Origin of the sequence: Streptomyces filamentosus (assembly GCF_014654895.1) — a bacterium.
GTDB lineage: Bacteria > Actinomycetota > Actinomycetes > Streptomycetales > Streptomycetaceae > Streptomyces > Streptomyces filamentosus.
In genome coordinates this window covers 242,286-260,140 of the sequence record NZ_BNBE01000003.1, presented here as the reverse complement: position 1 = coordinate 260,140, position 17,855 = coordinate 242,286, and the positions used below count along the sequence as shown (strand labels likewise).

At 73.7% G+C, this 17,855-nt stretch carries 17 protein-coding genes; 11 read left to right on the top strand and 6 right to left on the bottom strand.

What is annotated here, in order from left to right; genetic code table 11:
* The first annotated feature begins 189 nt into the window (after positions 1 to 189).
* Both aceE and IE326_RS28620 read left to right on the top strand, forming a co-directional pair.
* Positions 190 to 2,892, top strand: coding sequence for a pyruvate dehydrogenase (acetyl-transferring), homodimeric type (gene aceE, locus IE326_RS28625; RefSeq protein ID WP_150227813.1), 2,703 nt, complete (start codon positions 190 to 192; stop codon positions 2,890 to 2,892).
* A gap of 36 nt (positions 2,893 to 2,928) precedes the next feature.
* Entirely contained in the window at positions 2,929 to 3,894 is a 966-nt protein-coding gene (locus IE326_RS28620; RefSeq protein ID WP_150227814.1) for a helix-turn-helix transcriptional regulator, read from the top strand.
* A gap of 80 nt (positions 3,895 to 3,974) precedes the next feature.
* Here the strand turns inward: IE326_RS28620 and IE326_RS28615 are convergent, their stop codons facing one another.
* Positions 3,975 to 4,928 (bottom strand): SDR family oxidoreductase, encoded by a 954-nt coding sequence (locus IE326_RS28615; RefSeq protein ID WP_190043720.1) that lies wholly within the window; start codon positions 4,926 to 4,928, stop codon positions 3,975 to 3,977.
* Between the two features lie 98 nt (positions 4,929 to 5,026).
* On the opposite strand from IE326_RS28615, the gene IE326_RS28610 reads away from it, so the two are divergent.
* Complete coding sequence (locus tag IE326_RS28610) at positions 5,027 to 5,554, top strand: DUF4240 domain-containing protein (RefSeq protein WP_150232614.1); 528 nt, start codon at positions 5,027 to 5,029, stop codon at positions 5,552 to 5,554.
* 89 nt (positions 5,555 to 5,643) lie between these two features.
* Here IE326_RS28610 and IE326_RS28605 read toward each other — a convergent pair whose 3' ends face one another.
* Together IE326_RS28605 and IE326_RS28600 are read right to left on the bottom strand one after the other, a co-directional pair.
* Positions 5,644 to 6,483, bottom strand: a complete 840-nt coding sequence (locus IE326_RS28605) for an SDR family NAD(P)-dependent oxidoreductase (RefSeq protein WP_190043719.1) — start codon at positions 6,481 to 6,483, stop codon at positions 5,644 to 5,646.
* Positions 6,483 to 7,277: an SDR family NAD(P)-dependent oxidoreductase gene (locus IE326_RS28600; RefSeq protein WP_150227817.1), complete on the bottom strand. Its 795-nt coding sequence runs from the start codon at positions 7,275 to 7,277 to the stop codon at positions 6,483 to 6,485. Before IE326_RS28600 ends, IE326_RS28605 begins: the two co-directional genes overlap by 1 nt.
* 82 nt (positions 7,278 to 7,359) lie before the next feature.
* Here IE326_RS28600 and IE326_RS28595 point away from each other — a divergent pair, with 82 nt between their 5' ends.
* Complete coding sequence (locus IE326_RS28595) at positions 7,360 to 8,052, top strand: TetR/AcrR family transcriptional regulator (RefSeq protein WP_150232616.1); 693 nt, start codon at positions 7,360 to 7,362, stop codon at positions 8,050 to 8,052.
* A gap of 29 nt (positions 8,053 to 8,081) precedes the next feature.
* Here the strand turns inward: IE326_RS28595 and IE326_RS28590 are convergent, their stop codons facing one another.
* Positions 8,082 to 8,582: a GNAT family N-acetyltransferase gene (locus IE326_RS28590; protein WP_150227818.1), complete on the bottom strand. Its 501-nt coding sequence runs from the start codon at positions 8,580 to 8,582 to the stop codon at positions 8,082 to 8,084.
* Positions 8,583 to 8,629: 47 nt separating this feature from the next.
* On the opposite strand from IE326_RS28590, the gene IE326_RS28585 reads away from it, so the two are divergent.
* The 3 genes from IE326_RS28585 to IE326_RS28575 all read left to right on the top strand — a co-directional run bounded on the left by IE326_RS28585 (position 8,630) and on the right by IE326_RS28575 (position 12,237).
* On the top strand, positions 8,630 to 9,544 hold the full coding sequence (locus IE326_RS28585; protein ID WP_190043718.1) for a TIGR01777 family oxidoreductase: 915 nt from the start codon (positions 8,630 to 8,632) through the stop codon (positions 9,542 to 9,544).
* Positions 9,545 to 9,884: 340 nt separating this feature from the next.
* Positions 9,885 to 11,159 (top strand): FAD-dependent oxidoreductase, encoded by a 1,275-nt coding sequence (locus IE326_RS28580; protein ID WP_308440352.1) that lies wholly within the window; start codon positions 9,885 to 9,887, stop codon positions 11,157 to 11,159.
* 124 nt (positions 11,160 to 11,283) lie between these two features.
* Positions 11,284 to 12,237 (top strand): IS481 family transposase, encoded by a 954-nt coding sequence (locus IE326_RS28575; RefSeq protein WP_190042421.1) that lies wholly within the window; start codon positions 11,284 to 11,286, stop codon positions 12,235 to 12,237.
* An 8-nt stretch (positions 12,238 to 12,245) separates the two neighbouring features.
* Here the strand turns inward: IE326_RS28575 and IE326_RS28570 are convergent, their stop codons facing one another.
* Entirely contained in the window at positions 12,246 to 13,739 is a 1,494-nt protein-coding gene (locus IE326_RS28570; protein ID WP_150227820.1) for an NsdA family TPR-like regulatory protein, read from the bottom strand.
* A gap of 330 nt (positions 13,740 to 14,069) precedes the next feature.
* On the opposite strand from IE326_RS28570, the gene lipB reads away from it, so the two are divergent.
* From lipB to IE326_RS28550, 4 genes are all read left to right on the top strand, one after another.
* Positions 14,070 to 14,879: a lipoyl(octanoyl) transferase LipB gene (gene lipB, locus IE326_RS28565; RefSeq protein WP_190043717.1), complete on the top strand. Its 810-nt coding sequence runs from the start codon at positions 14,070 to 14,072 to the stop codon at positions 14,877 to 14,879.
* 101 nt (positions 14,880 to 14,980) lie between these two features.
* Positions 14,981 to 15,934 carry a lipoyl synthase gene (lipA, locus tag IE326_RS28560; RefSeq protein WP_150227822.1) on the top strand — a complete coding sequence of 318 codons (954 nt, stop codon included), beginning with the start codon at positions 14,981 to 14,983 and terminating at the stop codon, positions 15,932 to 15,934.
* A gap of 359 nt (positions 15,935 to 16,293) precedes the next feature.
* Positions 16,294 to 16,509: an SCO2195 family GlnR-regulated protein gene (locus IE326_RS28555; RefSeq protein WP_150227823.1), complete on the top strand. Its 216-nt coding sequence runs from the start codon at positions 16,294 to 16,296 to the stop codon at positions 16,507 to 16,509.
* 10 nt (positions 16,510 to 16,519) lie between these two features.
* A complete protein-coding gene (locus tag IE326_RS28550) occupies positions 16,520 to 17,230 on the top strand; it encodes a DUF4191 domain-containing protein (RefSeq protein WP_030751518.1) in 711 nt (236 codons plus the stop codon).
* A gap of 123 nt (positions 17,231 to 17,353) precedes the next feature.
* Here IE326_RS28550 and IE326_RS28545 read toward each other — a convergent pair whose 3' ends face one another.
* Positions 17,354 to 17,821, bottom strand: a complete 468-nt coding sequence (locus tag IE326_RS28545; protein WP_030751522.1) for an RDD family protein — start codon at positions 17,819 to 17,821, stop codon at positions 17,354 to 17,356.
* Positions 17,822 to 17,855: the final 34 nt, after the last annotated feature.

The window sequence follows — 17,855 nt, the reverse complement described above, 5'->3', positions numbered from 1 at the left end:
GGGTGCCCCTTTTCGCGGCACCCTGTGCCGACTTTCTCGATCTGAAGAGGTTTCCTCCTTCAACCCTTTGATCGATCATCGATCGGCGGTTTACAGTTTCCGGCGGGCCGCTACCCGGCCCTTCGCCCTGTCCTGCCAGACAAGGCCCCGTTTTTATCTCCACCCCCATCTGTCCGGAAGGCGGCGATCATGACCGATCCCGTAGGCAAGATTCCGAGCGAGCTCGACCAGCTCCCGGACCGTGACACCGAGGAGACCGCCGAGTGGGCGGCCTCCCTGGACGCCGTCACCAAGGCCGCCGGCCCCCACCGGGCCGCCTACCTGATGCGCCGCACGCTCCAGCACGCCGAGGGCGCGGGCCTGGCCCTGCCCAAGCTCCTGGAGACGGACTACCTCAACACCATCCCCACCTCCTCCGAGCCCGTCATCGACGGCGACGAGGAGATGGAGCGGAAGATCACCGCCTGGAACCGCTGGAACGCGGCCGCGATGGTCACCCGCGGCTCCAAGCACGGCGTCGGCGGCCACATCGCCACCTTCGCCTCCGCGGCCTGGCTCTACGAGACCGGCTTCAACCACTTCTTCCAGGGCAAGGAGGGCGACGGCTCGGGCGACCAGCTCTACATCCAGGGCCACGCCTCCCCCGGCATCTACGCCCGCGCCTTCCTCGACGGCCGCCTGAACGAGTCGCACCTCGACAACTTCCGGCAGGAGTCGGGCGGCGAGGGCCTCCCCTCCTACCCGCACCCGCGGCGCCTGCCCTGGCTGTGGGAGTTCCCCACCGTCTCCATGGGCCTCGGCCCGCTCTCCGCGATCTACCAGGCGCGCTTCAACCGCTACCTGACCAACCGCGGCATCAAGGACGTCTCCGCCTCGCACGTGTGGGCCTTCCTCGGCGACGGCGAGATGGACGAGCCCGAGTCGACCGCCGCCCTCGCGCTGGCGGCCCGCGAGGGCCTGGACAACCTGACCTTCGTCATCAACTGCAACCTGCAGCGCCTCGACGGCCCGGTCCGCGCCAACTTCAAGATCGTGCAGGAGCTGGAGGCCCAGTTCCGCGGCGCCGGCTGGAACGTCGTGAAGACCCTGTGGGGCAACGCCTGGGACGAGCTCTTCGCGCTCGACACCACCGGCGCCCTGGTCCGCCGCCTCCGCGAGGTGCCGGACGCGCAGGTCCAGACGTACCAGACCCGCGACGCCGCCTACATCCGCCAGGACTTCTTCGGCAAGGACCCGGCGCTGGTCGCGATGGCGCAGCTGCTCTCGGACGACAAGATCCTGGAGTGCTTCCACCTCTCGCGCGGTGGCCACGAGCCGCGCAAGGTGTACGCCGCGTACAAGGCCGCCCTGGAGTTCAAGGGCGCCCCGACCGTGATCCTGGCGCAGACCGTCAAGGGCTTCACCCTGGGTGAGGGCTTCGCGTCGAAGAACGCGAACCACCAGATGAAGAAGCTCACCTCCGACGAGTTCAAGAACATGCGTGACCTTCTCGAACTCCCCATCTCCGACGCGCAGTTCGTCGACGGCGTGGTCCCCTACGGCCACCCGGGCGCCGACTCCCCCGAGGTTCGCTACCTCCAGGAGCGCCGGGCGGCCCTCGGCGGTCCCGCCCCGGCCCGCCGCGTCCACCCGGTCGCCCCGCTCCCGGCCCCGTCCGAGAAGGCCTTCGCCTCCTTCGACAAGGGCTCCGGCTCGCAGTCGATCGCCACCACGATGGCCTTCGTCCGCCTGGTGAAGGACCTGGTCCGCGACAAGGAGACCGGCAAGCGCTGGGTCCCGATCGTCCCGGACGAGGCCCGCACCTTCGGCATGGAGTCCCTCTTCCCCTCGCTCGGCATCTACTCGCCGAAGGGCCAGACGTACGAGCCGGTCGACCGCGACCAGCTGATGTACTACAAGGAGGCCGTCAACGGCCAGATCCTGAACGAGGGCATCACCGAGGCCGGCTCGATGGCCGACTTCATCGCCGCGTCGACCGCGTACTCCACGCACGGCGAGACGATGATCCCGTTCTACATCTTCTACTCGATGTTCGGCTGGCAGCGGACCGCCGACCAGATGTGGCAGCTCGGCGACCAGCTCGGCCGCGGCTTCCTCGTCGGCGCGACCGCCGGCCGCACCACCCTGACCGGTGAGGGCCTCCAGCACGCCGACGGCCACTCCCCCGTCATCGCGGCCACCAACCCGGCCGCCCTGACCTACGACCCGGCGTTCGCCTACGAGGTCGCGGCCATCGTCAAGGAGGGTCTGCGCCGGATGTACGGCGAGGCCGCCCCGGGCGAGGACCAGGACGTCTTCTACTACCTGACGGTCTACAACGAGCCGATGCCGCAGCCGGCCAAGCCGGGCCACGCGGGCGTCGACGAGGGCATCGTCAAGGGCCTGTACCGCTTCAACACGGCGGAGTCGGCCGGGCTGACCCTGCCCGCCAACGCGCCGCGGATCCAGCTGCTCGGCTCGGGCACCGCGATCCACTGGGCCCTGGAGGCGCAGAAGCTGCTCGCCGAGGAGTGGGGCGTGGGCGCCGACGTGTGGTCCGCCACCTCCTGGACCGAGCTGCGCCGCGACGCGCTGGAGGCGGACGCCGCCCTCCTGCGCGGCGAGGAGCGGGTGCCGTACCTGCGCCAGGCCCTCGCGGGCGTCGAGTCGCCGGTCCTGGCGGTCTCCGACTACATGCGCCAGGTCCCGGACCAGATCGCGCAGTGGGTCGAGCAGGACTACTCCTCGCTGGGCGCCGACGGCTTCGGCCTGTCGGACACCCGCGCCGCAGCCCGCCGCCACTTCGGCGTCGACGCCCAGTCGATCGTGGCCGCGTCCCTGGCGCAGCTCGCCCGCCGCGGCGAGGTCCCGGCCACCGCGGTCAAGGAGGCGCGCGAGCGCTACGGCCTGTAGGGGCCGCGTGTCGGTGGCGGCGCGCATGATGTCCTCATGCGCGCCGCCCGACTCATCAAGATGGTCCTGCTCCTCCAGAACCGCGCCTCCATGACGGCGGCCGAACTCGCCGCCGAGCTGGAGGTGTCGGAGCGGACCGTCACCCGTGATGCCCTCGCCCTCTCGGAGGCGGGGGTTCCGGTGTTTTCGGAGCGGGGCAGGGCGGGCGGGTACCGGCTGGTCGGCGGGTACCGCACGCGGCTGACCGGGCTCGCGAAGGACGAGGCGGAGGCGCTGTTCCTGTCCGGACTCCCGGGCGCGCTGCGGGACATGGGGCTCCAGGACGCGGCCTCGGCGGCCCGGCTGAAGGTGTCGGCGGCGCTGCTGCCCTCGCTGGCGGACGCGCCGGGGTCGGCGGCCCGCCGCTTCCACCTGGACGCGCCCGGCTGGTACCAGGAGCCGGTGACGCCGGAGCTGCTGCCCGCGGTGGCGGAGGCGGTCTGGGACGACCGGCGGCTGTCGGCGCGCTACCGGCGCGGTGACGGCGAGGAGGTCGAGCGGGAGCTGGAGCCGTACGGGCTCGTCCTGAAGGCGGGGGTCTGGTACGTGTGCGCCCGCGCGGGCGGTTCGTACCGCACCTACCGGGTGGACCGGTTCACGGCGGTGGCGGTGGGCGGGGAGCGCTTCGACCGGGACCCGGATTTCGACCTGCCGGTCTTCTGGGCGGAGCGCGCGCTGGAGTTCGCGCGCTCGCTGCTGCGGGCCGAGGTGGTGCTGCGGCTGACGGAGGCGGGTGCGCGGCGGCTGCCGTACGTGACGGACCGGGCGGCGGCCGAGGAGGCGCTGGCGGGGGCCGTGCCGGAGGTCGACGGGCGGGTGACGGCGACGCTGCGGGTGGAGGACGAGGAGGTCGCCTTCGGGCAGCTCTTCGGGCTCGGCCCGGAGGCGGAGGTGGTGGCCCCCGCCTCCCTGCGCGCGCGGTTCGCCGAGGCGGCGCGGGCGGCGGCCGAGCGTTACCGGTAGCGCCCGGCGGCCGGTGGTCCGCGGTCCGACCGGTGCTCCACGGCCGACCGGTGGACCACGGGCCGCCGGTGGACCTCGGTCTACCGGTAGTCCTCGATACGGGTGTCCGGGTCGGCCTCCTTGGCGAGGATGAAGCCCCAGGAGTCGGGCCGGGAGCCGTCCTCGTCGGTGAAGCCGTACTCCCGGGCGAGCCGGCCGCTGTCGAGCGAGCGTCCGTTCCAGCGGGCGCGGTCGGGGTCGGCGGCGAGGGCGGCGACGCCCCGGCCGATGTAGACGGGGGACTCGGAGACGCCGAAGTCGGGGAGCTTCTCCGTCGCGTCCCGCCAGTTCTCCTCGGTGACGCCGAAGTGGGCGAGCATCTGCTCGGAGCGGAGCCAGCCGGGGCTGACGGCGACGGCGATGCCGCCGGAGTCGGCGAGTTCCTTCGCGAGGCCGAAGGCCATCCGGAGGGGCGCGTTCTTGGCGAGGTCGTAGAAGAGGTTCTCGCGGTAGTGGGTGCCGTTGTAGGCGTCGGTACCGTCGGTGACCTCGACGACGAGGCCGCCGGGGTGGCGGCCCAGCAGCGGCAGCGCGGTGTGCGAGGTGACGAGGTGGGTCCGCACGCCGAGTTCGAGCATCCTGAGGCCGGCGGCGAGGTCGATGTCCCAGGTCTTCTTGCCGAAGGTGTCGACGAGGAGGTGCTCGCCGCCCCAGACGTCGTTGACGAGGACGTCGAGCCGGCCCTGCTCGCGGTCGATCCGGTCGACGAGGGCGCGGACCTGGCCGGGGTCGAGGTGGTCGGTGGGGACGGCGGTGCCCTCGCCGCCGGCGGCGGTCACCAGTTCGGCGGTCTCCTCGATGGTCTCGGTGGCGCGGCCGACCTCGCTGAGCCTGGCGCGGGTGGTGCGGCCGGTGACGTAGACGGTGGCCCCGGCTGCGCCGAGCTGGACGGCGATGGCCCGGCCGGCGCCCCGGGTGGCCCCGGCGACCAGGCAGATCCGGCCGCGCAGCGGCTTCGCGTCGGTGTTCCCGTCGGTGTTCCTGTCGGTGGTCATGGCTTCAGGCTGGCAGGAATACCCGACATCTTCTGTCCGGATGGAATCCGGGCTTTCCGGGTGCGTCCTCCGGTCCGAGCCCCGATCCTGGAGCCGTGATGGACGAGACCGAGTTCTGGGAGATCATCGACGCCACCCGCGAGGAGGCCGAGGGCGACCCCGACGAGCAGGCCGACCTGCTCGTGGAACGGCTGACCCGGCTGGATCCGGACACGGTGCTCGACTACGCGCGCCATTTCGAGGCCCGCTTCAACCGCGCGTACCACTGGGACGTGTGGGGCGCGGCGGCGGTGCTGCTCGACGGGGCGGGGACGGCCGAGGAGGGCTTCGACGCCTTCCGCTGCTGGCTGATCGGGCAGGGCCGGGAGGTGTACGAGGGCGGGGTGGCCGATCCGGACGGGCTGGCGGAGCTCCTGGAGGAGTTCGACCCGGAGCTGGACGGGGACGGCGAGGAGCTCGGTTTCGCGGCGGACGAGGCGTACGAGACGCTGACCGGCTCGGAGACCCCGGACCTGGGGATCGCGATGCCGGCCGGGGAGCCGGAGGGCGTGCCCCTGGACCTGGCGCACGGCCCCGCCCTGGCGGCCCGGCTGCCCCGGCTGTGGGAGCGGTTCAAGGCCGGTTAGACCCCCGGCCCGGCCGCGGGAGCGGTTCGCGGCCGGTCGGGCCCCGGCGGAGGGGGTGCCGGGGCCCGTGCGGTGGTGCGGGTGAGGGGTCAGCCGGTCTGGAGGCGGGGGTTCTCCTGGGCGAGGATCATGTCCGTGCGCGGCTGGAGGGCGGGGAAGAGCTGTTCGGGCTGCGGGATCGCCCAGTACTTCCCCTCGGCGACCCTCTCGAAGACGCGCTCGGCGTGCTCCTCGGGGGTGAGCCCGTGTTCGTCGGCGAGCTTCTGGAGCCGGTCGTTGAAGGCGGCGATCTCCGGGGGCGCGGTCTCGCCGGGGCGGGCGGCCCTGAAGATCTCGCTCTTGACCGAGCCGGGGGTCACGACGGACACCTGGATCGGGGCGCCCTTCATCAGCATCTCGTGGTGCAGCGACTCGCTGAGGGCGAGGGTGCCGAACTTGGTGACGCTGTACGGGGCCATGAGCGGGCTCGGCAGCAGGCCGCCGATGGAGGAGACGTTGACGATCCAGGCCTTCTCGCCGCGCTCCAGCATGCGGGGGACGAAGGCGCGGATGCCGTTGACGTAGCCGCCGATGTTGATCCGGAGCATGGCGTCCCAGCGTTCGGCGGGGATCTCCCAGGAGTAGCCCATGGCCATGATCCCGGCGTTGTTGACCAGGAGGTCGACGGTGCCGAAGCGGGTGTACGCGGTGTCGGCGAGGGCCTCGACGGAGGCGGGTTCGGCGACGTCGGTGACGACGGCCTCGACCTCGGCCCCGGCGGCCCGCAGTTCCTCGGCGAAGGCGGCGAGCCGGTCGGCGGCGATGTCGGCGAGGACGAGCTTCATGCCGAGCTTCGCGGCGTGCCGGGCGAGGCCGGCGCCGATGCCGGAGGAGGCTCCGGTGACGACGGCGACGCGGCCGGCGAACTCCCTCAGGGCGCGCGAGGACATCAGAAGTGCGTCCCGCCGTCGATGCGGACCTCGGTGCCGGTGATGAAGCGGCCGTCCTCGCTGGCGAGCATCGCGACGACGCCGGCGACGGTCTCGGGGCCGGCGAAGCCCTGGCCGAGGGCGGGGGCGAGCTTCACGAAGAGGGACATGTCGGCGTCGGCGGGGAGGCCGGGGCCCACGGACTGCCTGCTGGCGCCGGAGCCGTCGGTCATGCCGGAGGAGATGGAGCCGGGCTGGACGGCGGTGAAGCGGATGCCCCGCTTGGCGTACTCGGCGGCGAGCGCGTGGGTCATGGACTGGATGCCGCCCTTGCTGGCCGCGTAGGCCGCCATGTAGGGGTGGGCGAACATCGCGGAGGTGGAGGAGAAGTTGACGACGGCGGAGCCGTTGCCCTCCAGGAGCGCCGGTATCGCCTCGCGGATCATGAGGAAGGTGCCGGTCAGGTTGATCCGGATGACCTGCTCGAAGGAGTCGAGGCCGGTCTCGTGGGTGTGCGAGGAGCGGAGCACGCCGGCCGCGTTGACCAGGACGTCGAGGCCGCCGAGGGTGTCGACGGCGGCGGCGACGCCGGCGCGTACGGACGCCTCGTCGGCGACGTTCACGACGACGGTGGTGAGCCGGTCGGCGGCGTCGCCCGCCTTGGCGACGGTGTCCTCGAGGCCGTCCTCGCTGATGTCGGCGGCGACGACCCGGCCGCCCTCGGCGAGCATGCGCAGGACGGTGGCCTGGCCGATGCCGGAACCGCCTCCGGTGACGAGCGCGCGGCGTCCTTCGTAACGGGTGAGCTGGTTCATGGCGGCAACCTCTCGATCTCAAGCTTCCTTGCTTGCCTGCCACCGTACGCCCGAGTGGCACGTTTTGCCACACATGCATTTCATGCAGGCCGGAGGGAGGGGGGCGTACCCTCGTACGGTGAGCAACCGACCCGACACGACGGCCGCGACGCCCTCCCTGACCCAGCGCCGCAAGGCCGCCACCCAGCTGGACATCGCCCGCGCCGCGGCCGAGCTGTTCACCGAGGACGGCCCCGACGGCACCACCGCCGAGTCCATCGCCCAGCGGGCCGGGGTCGCGCTGCGCACCTTCTACCGGTACTTCCGCTCCAAACAGGACGCCGTCGCCCCGCTCCTCGCGGGCGGCGCGGACCGCTGGCGGGAGTCGCTCGCCGCGGCCGGCCCGGGGGTCCCGCTGCCGGCCGCGCTGGAGGACTCGATCACCGCCTCCCTCACCCCGGCCGACGAGGCCGAGGCCGAGGGGCTGCGCTGGACCCGGGGGCTGCTGCGCGCCTCGGCCGAGGACCCGGCGCTGCGGGCCGTCTGGTACCGGGTCAACCAGGAGTCGGAGGAGCGGCTGCGGGAGGTCCTGGCGACCCTCGCCGGGCCCGGGGCCGACCCCCTGGAGGTACGGCTCGCCGCCGCGGCGGCCACCGACGCCATCCGCGTCGCCCTGGAGAGCTGGGCCGAGTCCGACGCCCCCGTCGAGGGCCCCGGCTCCCCCGCCGCCCTCGCCCTGCGCTGCCTGCGCGAGCTGACGGGCGGCGTGAAGCTGTGGGAGCTGGGGCCCGCCTGATCCCCTCTTCCCCTTCCCCCCGGTGGCTTCTAGTCCAGCGAGCGCCCCATCTGCACGTCGTCGACGAAAGCGCCGTCGATGAGGAACTCGCCGGGCAGCACGCCCTCGACGGCGAAGCCCTCCGCCTCGTAGAGCGCGCGGGCCGGGACGTTGTGCCCGAGGACCCGCAGGGTGATGCGGGTGGCGCCGTCGGCGCGGGCCTTCACCAGCGCGGCGCGCAGCAGGGCGCGGCCCACCCCCTGGCCGCGGGCCCCGTCGGCGACGGCGAGGCCCTGGATCTGGCGGACGTGGGCGTTGGCGGCGAGCGGCGTCGGGTGCCCCACCCGGACGTAGCCGAGCAGGGTCCCGGCCCGCTCGGCCACCAGGTGGTCCGCGGGCCGGTGGCGGTCGTCGAAGAAGGGCGGGTACGGCTCCGAGGGCGCGGGCACCACCGCGTGCAGCGGGGACCAGGTGGCCCGGTCCAGCAGTCCCAGCGGTTCGGCGTCGCCCGGCAGGGCGGCCCTGATCAGGAAGGTCTCCGGCTCGGTCATGGCCGTCACTGTGCCACGCCCCGGGCCGGCCGGGGCAGGATGGGGGCATGCAGCCTTCCGCCATCCGCAAGCGCGTCGCCGTCACCGGGGCCTCCGGGCTCATCGGCGCCGCCCTCGTCCACTCCCTGCGCGCCGACGGGCACGACGTGCTCCGGCTCGTCCGCCGGCCCGCCGCCGCCGCCGACGAGGTCGAATGGGACCCGAAGCGGCTGTACGTGAACGCGGCCGGGCTCGTCGGCGTGGACGCGGTCGTGCACCTGGCGGGCGCGGGCGTCGGCGAGCGGCGGTGGACCGAGGCGTACAAGAAGGAGATCCGGGACAGCCGGGTGCTCGGCACCACCGCGATCGCGCGGGCGCTCGCCGGGCTCGCCGAGCCGCCCGAGGCGCTGGTGTGCGGCACGGCGCTCGGCTGGTACGGCGACACCGGCAGCCGCGCGGTGGACGAGGACGCCCCGGCCGGCACCGGCTTCCTGCCCTCGGTGTGCGTGGAGTGGGAGGCCGCGGCGGCCCCCGCCGAGGAGGCCGGGATCCGCGTCACGTACGCCCGCACCGGTCTGGTGGTGGCCCGTCAGGGCGGCGCGTGGGGAAGGCTGTTCCCGGTCTTCCGGGCGGGACTCGGCGGCCGGATGGGCGACGGCTCCCAGTACTGGTCCTTCATCTCGCTGCACGACGAGGTCGCCGCCCTGCGGCACCTGATGGACACCCCGTCGCTGTCGGGCCCGGTGAACCTGACGGCCCCCGAGCCGGTCACCAACCGCGAGGTGACCGCGGCGATGGGCCGGGTGCTGCGCCGTCCGACCCTCCTGACGGTCCCCGCGCCCGCCCTGCGCCTCGCCCTCGGGGACTTCGCGGAGGACGTCCTCGGCAGCCAGCGGGTGCTGCCCGGACGGCTGCTCTCCTCAGGTTTCTCCTTCGCCTTCCCCACCATCGACGACTCCATCCGGGCCGCCGCGGCCCGCTGAGCCGGGTCTGCGCTCCCTGCGCTCCCCCGTGCTCCGGCAAGCCCGCCGCGCGCGGGGCCGCCGCCGTGGGAGCGCTGCCTACCCTCGATGCCCACCAGTCGACACGGATCGCGAACTCGGGCATTCCGGGGGCCCGTTGGGGGCATAGGCCCCCAACAGGCGGCGCAGACCTGGGGAGGGGCACGTGCTCAGTACCGCACGCACCGCACAGCAGGCACAGCACGCGGACGACGCCACGGAGGTCACCACCGTGCCGGCGGCCGCGCAGGACACGGCCGTCCCGGGGCCCCGGCAGGCGGCGGACGGCCGGAGCGGCCCCGGTGACCCGGGGGACGTCGACGTGGTCGTCGTGGGCGCCGGGGTCGCGGGGCTCGCCGCGGCCCGGCGGCTGACCGGGGCGGGGCTCTCGGTCGCGGTCCTGGAGGCCGGTCCGTCCGTCGGCGGACGGCACGCCACCACCGTGACCGACGGCTTCCGGCTCGACCGGGTGGGCCGGCTGCTCACCCTCTCGCCGGAGGAGCTGCGGGCCCTGCCGGGCCTCGGCGGCGTGGTGCCGCGCCCCTTCGCGCCGGGGGTGCTGGTCCACTCCGACGGGCGGTACGCCCGCTGGGGCGCGCCGCACCCCCGGAACCGCAGGGGCGCGTTCACCGTGGCGCGCGCCCTCGCGAGCGCCCCCCGGCATCCGGCGGCCTCCCTGGACCAGGCGCGGCTCGGCGCCTCCCTGGTGCGGCTCGCGGCCACCCCCACCCAGCGGATCCTCGCCCGGCCGGAGCGGACCGCGCAGGAGGCGCTGTCGGGGCGGCTGCCCGTCCGGACCGTGCAGACCGTGCTGCGGCCGCTGCTCGCGGCGCTCCTCGCCGACCCGGACCTGGAGGTGTCGAGCCGGCGGGCGGACCTGGCGCTGCGGGCCTTCGCCCGGGGCCGGGTGTCGGTGCCGGAGGGCGGGGCGTCGGCGGTCCCCGAACGGCTGGCCGCGCTGCTGCCGCCGGGCACGGTGCGCACCGGCGTCCGGGTCGTGGACGTGTCGGCGGCCCGGGTCGTCACGGCGGAGCACGGGACGGTCGGCTGCCGGGCCGTGGTCCTCGCGACCGGGGCACGGACGGCGGCCGGGCTGCTGCCGGGCCTGCGGGTCCCGGCGTACCACCCGGTGACGGTGCTGCACCACACCGCCCCGGTGGCGCCCTCGGCGGAGCCGGCGCTGCTGGTGGAGTCGGACCCGGGCGGGCCGGTGGCGCACACGGCGGTGATGAGCGCGGTGGACCCGACGCGGGCGCCCGCGGGCCGGACGCTGGTCACGTCGACGGTCCTCGGGACGCCGCCGGACGACACCGAGCGGCGGGTCCGCAAGCACCTGGCGGCGCTGTACGGCACGTCCACCGACGAGTGGGAGCTGCTGGCGCTGCACCACACGCGGGACGCGGTGCTCGCCACCCCGCCGGCGCACGACCCGTGCCGCTCGGTGCGGCTGCTCGCCGGGCTGTACGTCTGCGGCGACCACCGGGCGGCGGGCACCCTGCGCTCCACCCTCGCCTCCGGGGAGCGCGCGGCCGCCGCCGTCCTCGCCGACCTGGGGCTGCGCCCGCTGCCCCTGGCGGAGCTGGAGGACGCGGCCTAGGTGTTCTGTCCCGGGAGGTTGTGGACAGGTGATGCAGGTCTCGGCTGAGGGATCTTGAAATGGGCGAGGGCCTTCTGGCCTGGTGTGGATTGCGACATCTGCACCGGCGACCAGAAAGGCCCTCGTGCCCCACCGTAATGCACCCCTGACCGAGACCGGACGCCTGCGCCTGGCCCGTTGCGTGGTCGAGGACGGCTGGCCGCTGCGCCGGGCCGCCGAACGCTTCCAGGTCTCACCCACAACCGCCCAGCGGTGGGCCGGCCGCTACCGGCTGCTGGGCGAGGCCGGGATGACCGACCGCTCGTCACGACCGCACCACAGCCCCCGCCGGACGCCGACCCGAACCGAGCGCCGGATCATCAAGGTCCGGCTCACGCGGCGGTGGGGACCGGCCCGCATCGCGCACCTGCTGGGCCTGGTGCCCTCGACCGTGCACCGGGTCCTGAACAGGTTCGGCCTGGCCCGCCTGTCCCACCTGGACCGGGCCACCGGCCGGACCATACGCCGCTACGAACGCGACCGGGCGGGCGAACTCGTCCACGTCGACATCAAGAAGCTCGGCAACATCCCCGACGGCGGCGGCCACAAGACCCTCGGCCGCCGGGCCGGCCGGAAGAACCGTGCAGGCGTCGGCTACAGCTACATCCACACCGCCGTCGATGACCACTCCCGCCTCGCCTACAGCGAGATCCTGGCCGACGAGAAGAAGGAGACTGCCACCGGCTTCTGGCAGCGGGCCCACGCCTACTTCACCAGCGTCGGGATCACCGTCGAGCGCGTCCTGACCGACAACGGAGCCTGCTACCGCTCCCGTGACTGGCGCGACGCCCTCGCCCGGGCCGGGATCGCGCACAAGCGAACCCGGCCCTACCGACCCCAGACCAACGGCAAGGTCGAACGCCTCAACCGCACCCTGCTCGACGAATGGGCCTACGCGAAGCCCTACCGGTCAGAGCAGGAACGACGCGACACCTTCCCCGGCTGGCTGCACTCCTACAATCACCACCGCGGACACACCGCGCTCGCAGGCAAACCACCCGCCAGCCGCGTCCCCAACCTCACAGGGCAATACACCTAGGGCGGCGGTCAGCCGAGGGCGGCCACGCGGTCGCGGTAGGTGCGGACGGGCGGGGCGTCGCGGTAGGGCTCCAGGCGGCGCTCGAAGTCGCGGACGTACTCGATCGCGCGGGCCGAGCGCATCTCGGCGGCCTGCTGGGCGGCCTCGGCGCCGAGCGCGCACGCCTGGTCCAGCTCGCCGAGGGCGAGCCGGGCGGTGGCGAGGACGACCCGGCAGAAGAGGCGGCTGCGGGCGTGGCCGGGGGCGCGGAGCTGGAGGGACCGCTCGGCGTGCTGGGCGGCGGGACGGTACTGCTGGAGGTCCCGGTGGCAGTGGCCGAGGTCGTCGGCGAGCTGGGCCTCGTCGAAGGCGCGCGCCCAGGCTGGCGCCTCGTCGCCGGGCCGGGCGGACTCCAGGGCCCGCTCGGCGCGGACGAGGGAGGCGCTGCACGCGCGGGCCTCGCCGAGGACGGCGTGCCCGCGGGCCTCGACGGCGTTCAGCATCGCCTGGACGGCGGGCGGGGCGGCGGAGCCGACGCCCTGCTGGGCGACCCGGGCGAGCTGCACGGCCTCGCGCCCGTGGCCGAGGTAGACGGCCTGGCAGCTCATGGTGAGGAGCACGTACGAGCCGTAGGCCCGGTCCCCGGCGGCCTGGGCGAGGCGCAGCGCCTGGACGAAGTAGCGCTGGGCGAGGCCGTGCGCGGCGATGTCGTACGAGGTCCAGCCGGCGAGCCGGGTGAGGTCGGCGACGGCGCCGAAGAGGCGGCGGCCGGTGGTCTCGCCGTAGGTGCCGCGGAGCATGGGCTCGGCCTCGTGCTCCAGGTAGCGGACGAGGGCCTGGCGGGCGTGGCCGCCGCCGTAGGCGTGGTCGAGGGTGCGGAAGAGGTCGCCGACGGAGCGCAGCGCGGCGACGTCGCCGCCGGAGACCCGCTGGCCGGGGCCCCGCTCGGTGCCGCGCTGGCGGGGCACCGAGAAGCGGCCCTGCGCGGGCACCCGGGGGTCCTGGCCGATCGGGCGGACCGGGCCGCCCTGGGCCGCCGGGCGGACCACCGGCACGGGCGGCTGCTCGCCGCGGGCCACCCGGTCGTCGGCGCGGCCGATGAGCCAGTCGCGGCTGGGCACGACGAGGCCGGCCGGGGTGAAGGCGATCTTGCGGAGCTCGGCGTGGCTGCCGGAGTCCTTGCGCCAGAGGCCGCTGACGATGTCCACGGCCTCCTCGGGGGTGGCGGCGAACTCCAGGCCCGCGTAGACCGGGGCGCAGGCGTCGAGCCCGAGGTCCTGGGCGGAGAGCCGGCGGCCGAGGCGGCGGGTGAAGACCTCGGCGATGAGGGCGGGGGTGGTGCCGCGCGGCTGCTGGCCCCGCAGCCAGCGCGTCACGGAGGTCTTGTCGTACCGCAGGTCGAGGCCGTGCTCCAGGCCCAGCTGGTCCACCCTTCTGGCGAGCCCCGCGTTGGAGAACCCGGCTTCGGCGATGAGCGCGGCGAGCTGGCGGTTCGGGACGCGCTGCGGTGGTCGTTCCGTCATCGGCTGTGCGGTCTCCTGCCTTCGGGCGCAGGTGGCAGCCCGTTTGGACCCTCATGGAACGGCGTGAATGTAGCGGTCATCCCGGCCCGTACCGCCAGCTTCGCCCCACATTCATCCGATCGTGTGAGGAACCGGAACCCTCGTTGTCGCGCGGCGCTGACCTCGGCCCGGCCGCTCCCCGCGGTCCCCCGGGCCCTCCACCTGCCCGAAGGAACGCGCCGACGCCGCCGTACAGTGGCATGGGCGCGTAAAACGCAGGGTGCCGGGCCGGCTCCCGCCCCGGGAAGATCCCCGGAACCCGGCCGCGGGCACCCAGGAGGAGGCATGGCCGTGAGTGAGCTGCAATTCGTCCGCCTGGGCTTCGGCGAGGACGCCGTCGAGTACCGGGCGGCCTGGGACAAGCAGCGCGAGGTGCACGCCGCGCGGTTCGCCGACGAGACCGGCGACACCTGTCTGCTCCTGGAGCACCCCCCGGTCTACACGGCGGGCCGGCGCACGGAGGAGAGCGAGCGCCCGCTCGACGGGACCCCGGTCGTCGACGTCGACCGCGGCGGCAAGATCACCTGGCACGGCCCCGGCCAGCTGGTCGGCTACCCGATCCTCAAGCTGCCCCGCCCGGTGGACGTCGTCGCGCACGTGCGCCGCCTGGAGGAGGCCCTGATCCGCACCGCCGCCGAGTTCGGCGTGGCGACCACCCGGGTCGAGGGCCGCAGCGGCGTCTGGGTGCTGGGCGACGCGGTCGAGCAGCGGCCGTCCTTCGGCGGGCTCTCGCTGGACTTCGACCCGCGGCTGACGGACGAGGAGTTCGACCCGCGCCTGAACGGCCCCGAGTACGCCCCCTCCAACGCCGGCCAGCGCCGCGAGGACCGCAAGCTCGCCGCCATCGGCATCCGGGTCGCCAAGGGCGTCACGATGCACGGCTTCGCCCTCAACGTGAACCCGGACAACGCCTGGTTCGACCGGATCATCCCGTGCGGCATCCGCGACGCGGGCGTGACCTCGCTCGCCAACGAGCTGGGCCGCGACGTCACCGTCGAGGAGGTCCTCCCGGTGGTGGAGCGGCACCTGCGGGACGTGCTGGAGAGCGCGGAGCCCCGGCCCCGGGAGATCGCGCGCGAGACGGAACGGGCCCCGGCCTAGGAATGCCCGGCTCTGGCCACGGGTTGGCCAGACGTAGCAAGGCATGGAAGCAACGGGCGTACCCTGATGTACGCCGAAGAATCGAAGCTACAGGAGCCGATGTGTCCGCAGTCGCCCCCGACGGACGCAAGATGCTGCGCCTGGAGGTCCGGAACGCCCAGACCCCCATCGAGCGCAAGCCCGAGTGGATCAAGACCCGCGCGAAGATGGGTCCGGAGTACACGAAGATGCAGAGCCTCGTGAAGAGCGAGGGCCTGCACACGGTCTGCCAGGAGGCGGGCTGTCCCAACATCTTCGAGTGCTGGGAGGACCGCGAGGCGACCTTCCTCATCGGCGGTGACCAGTGCACCCGGCGCTGCGACTTCTGCCAGATCGACACGGGCAAGCCCGAGGCGCTGGACCGCGACGAGCCCCGCCGCGTCGGCGAGTCGGTCGTCACGATGGACCTGAACTACGCCACCATCACCGGCGTCGCCCGCGACGACCTGGAGGACGGCGGCGCCTGGCTGTACGCGGAGACCGTGCGCCAGATCCACCAGCAGACCGCGGAGCGCGCCGCCGGCCGCACCAAGGTCGAGCTGCTGGCCCCCGACTTCAACGCGGTGCCGGAGCTGCTCCGGGAGGTCTTCGACTCCCGCCCCGAGGTCTTCGCGCACAACGTGGAGACGGTGCCGCGGATCTTCAAGCGGATCCGCCCCGGCTTCCGCTACGAGCGCTCCCTGGACGTGATCCGGCAGGCCCGCGACTACGGTCTGGTCACGAAGTCCAACCTGATCCTCGGCATGGGCGAGACCCGCGAGGAGGTCAGCGAGGCGCTGCGGCAGCTGCACGACGCGGGCTGCGAGCTCATCACGATCACCCAGTACCTGCGCCCCTCGGTCCGGCACCACCCCGTGGAGCGCTGGGTGAAGCCGCAGGAGTTCGTGGAGCTGAAGGACGAGGCCGACGAGATCGGCTTCTCCGGCGTCATGTCGGGCCCGCTGGTCCGCTCCTCCTACCGCGCGGGGCGTCTCTACCAGCAGGCCATGGAGAAGCGCAGCCGAGTCGAAGCGTAGGTTGCGGGTCCGTCCGAGGAACGAGGGCGGGCACGCGGCCGGAGCGGTGGCGAGGCGGAGCTCGGCCGAGGGCCCCGAGAAGCGCGGGGCGGCCGCGGCCGGGCTGCCGGTCGTGTGAGTCGCCGCACAGGTGGTTACCGGTAGGTAGTGCCTGCCGGGTGAGCGGCCCGTACGGCCCCGCAGTTCAGCGGGGCGGTGCGGGCCGCTCCGCCGTCCGGGGGGTCCGCACCGGCGTTTCACCAGTGTTTGACCGCCGGGTCATGCCCTGGTAACACCGTTCTGTGAGCATGGTTCCACGCACCGCCACCGAACCGCTCCCACCCCCGCCTCGTCACCACCCGCGCGCGAGAGGACCCCTCATGCCGGCCGCATCGACGCACGTGCGCGTCAGCGCCCTCCCGTCTGTCACCGGAACCCTCCGGGCCGTCGAGGCGCTGCTCCTCGGCGCCGGACAGCGCACCGCCCGGCGCAACGCCTGGACCTCCGTCCTGGAGGACCGCCGCCGAGCCAGGGACCGCGTGGAGGCCCAGCACGTCCTGGAGGCCGCGTCCGGCCGGACGTCCCGGGCCACGTAGACTTCAAGGCATGGCGAGGAAGGCAAACACGGGCGGCGCTGACGCCGCGAACTCAGGGCGACTGAAGCAGATCGCCCTCACGTACAAGATGACCCGGAAGGCCGATCCCAAGGTCGGGCTCGTCGTCGCCGGCGTGGGCATCGTCGTGCTCGGCGTCCTCCTCGGTATCGGCTTCCTGATCGGACACCCGGTCTACCTGGGCATCCTGGGCTTCGTCCTGGCGCTCCTGGCGATGGCGATCGTCTTCGGGCGGCGCGCCGAGCGGGCGGCCTTCGGGCAGATGGAGGGACAGCCCGGCGCGGCGGCGGCCGTGCTCCAGAACATCGGGCGCGGCTGGACCGTGACCCCGGCGATCGCGATGAACCGCAGCCAGGACGTCGTGCACCGCGCGGTCGGCCGGCAGGGCATCGTGCTGGTCGGCGAGGGCAACCCGAACCGGCTGAAGCCCCTCCTCGCGGCCGAGAAGAAGAAGATGGCCCGGATCGTGGTCGACGTCCCGGTCACGGACATCATCGTCGGCAACGACGAGGAGCAGGGCCAGGTCCCGCTCAAGAAGATCCGCACCAAGATGCTGAAGCTGCCCCGGCTGCTCAGCGGTCCCCAGGTGACGGCCGCCAACGACCGGCTGCGGGCGATGGGCGACCTCATGAGCAACATGCCGCTCCCGAAGGGCCCGATGCCCAAGGGCATGAAGATGCCGCGCGGCGGAAAGATGCGCTGACCGGCGCACGAGACGGAAGAGGCGGTGCCCCGGACCTGTGAGAGGCCCGGGGCACCGCCTTTCGTACGTCTCCCCGTCCCGGTCGTACGTCCGCCCCGTCCCGGATCCCCGGGTCCGGACGGTTCAGACCCGGATCTGGACGGCGCCGGAGAGGCGGTCGTGGAGGCCGCGGCCGTCGCGGTCCCAGACGAGGGCGGGGATCGCCAGGCAGGTGAGGGCCGCGCGGAGCAGTGCGCGGAGCGGGGAGAGCCGGCCGCCGCGGACGGACACGACCCGGAGGCGGAAGATCAGCTTCCCCGGGGTGGCGCCGACGGTGCCGATCGTCAGGGTCATCAGGACGAAGAGGATGAGCAGGGCCCAGTTCTGGCTGGTCTGGCCATAGCTCTGGGTGATGAGTCCGTATGCGATCACGCTGCACAGGGCCCAGTCCACGGCGAGGGCGCCCAGACGTGCCCCGGGCCGGGCGATGGAGCCGGGTCCCTCCTCCGGGAGGCCCAGCTGCTGCCCCCGGTAGCCGAAGTCCACGCCTGCTTGCTCCGCGGCGGCGCGGGGGCCGGAGAGCCACGATCCGAGTGCTTGCCTGTTGTCCACCCGACCACCGTACTGCGCCCGTTTTCGATCACTT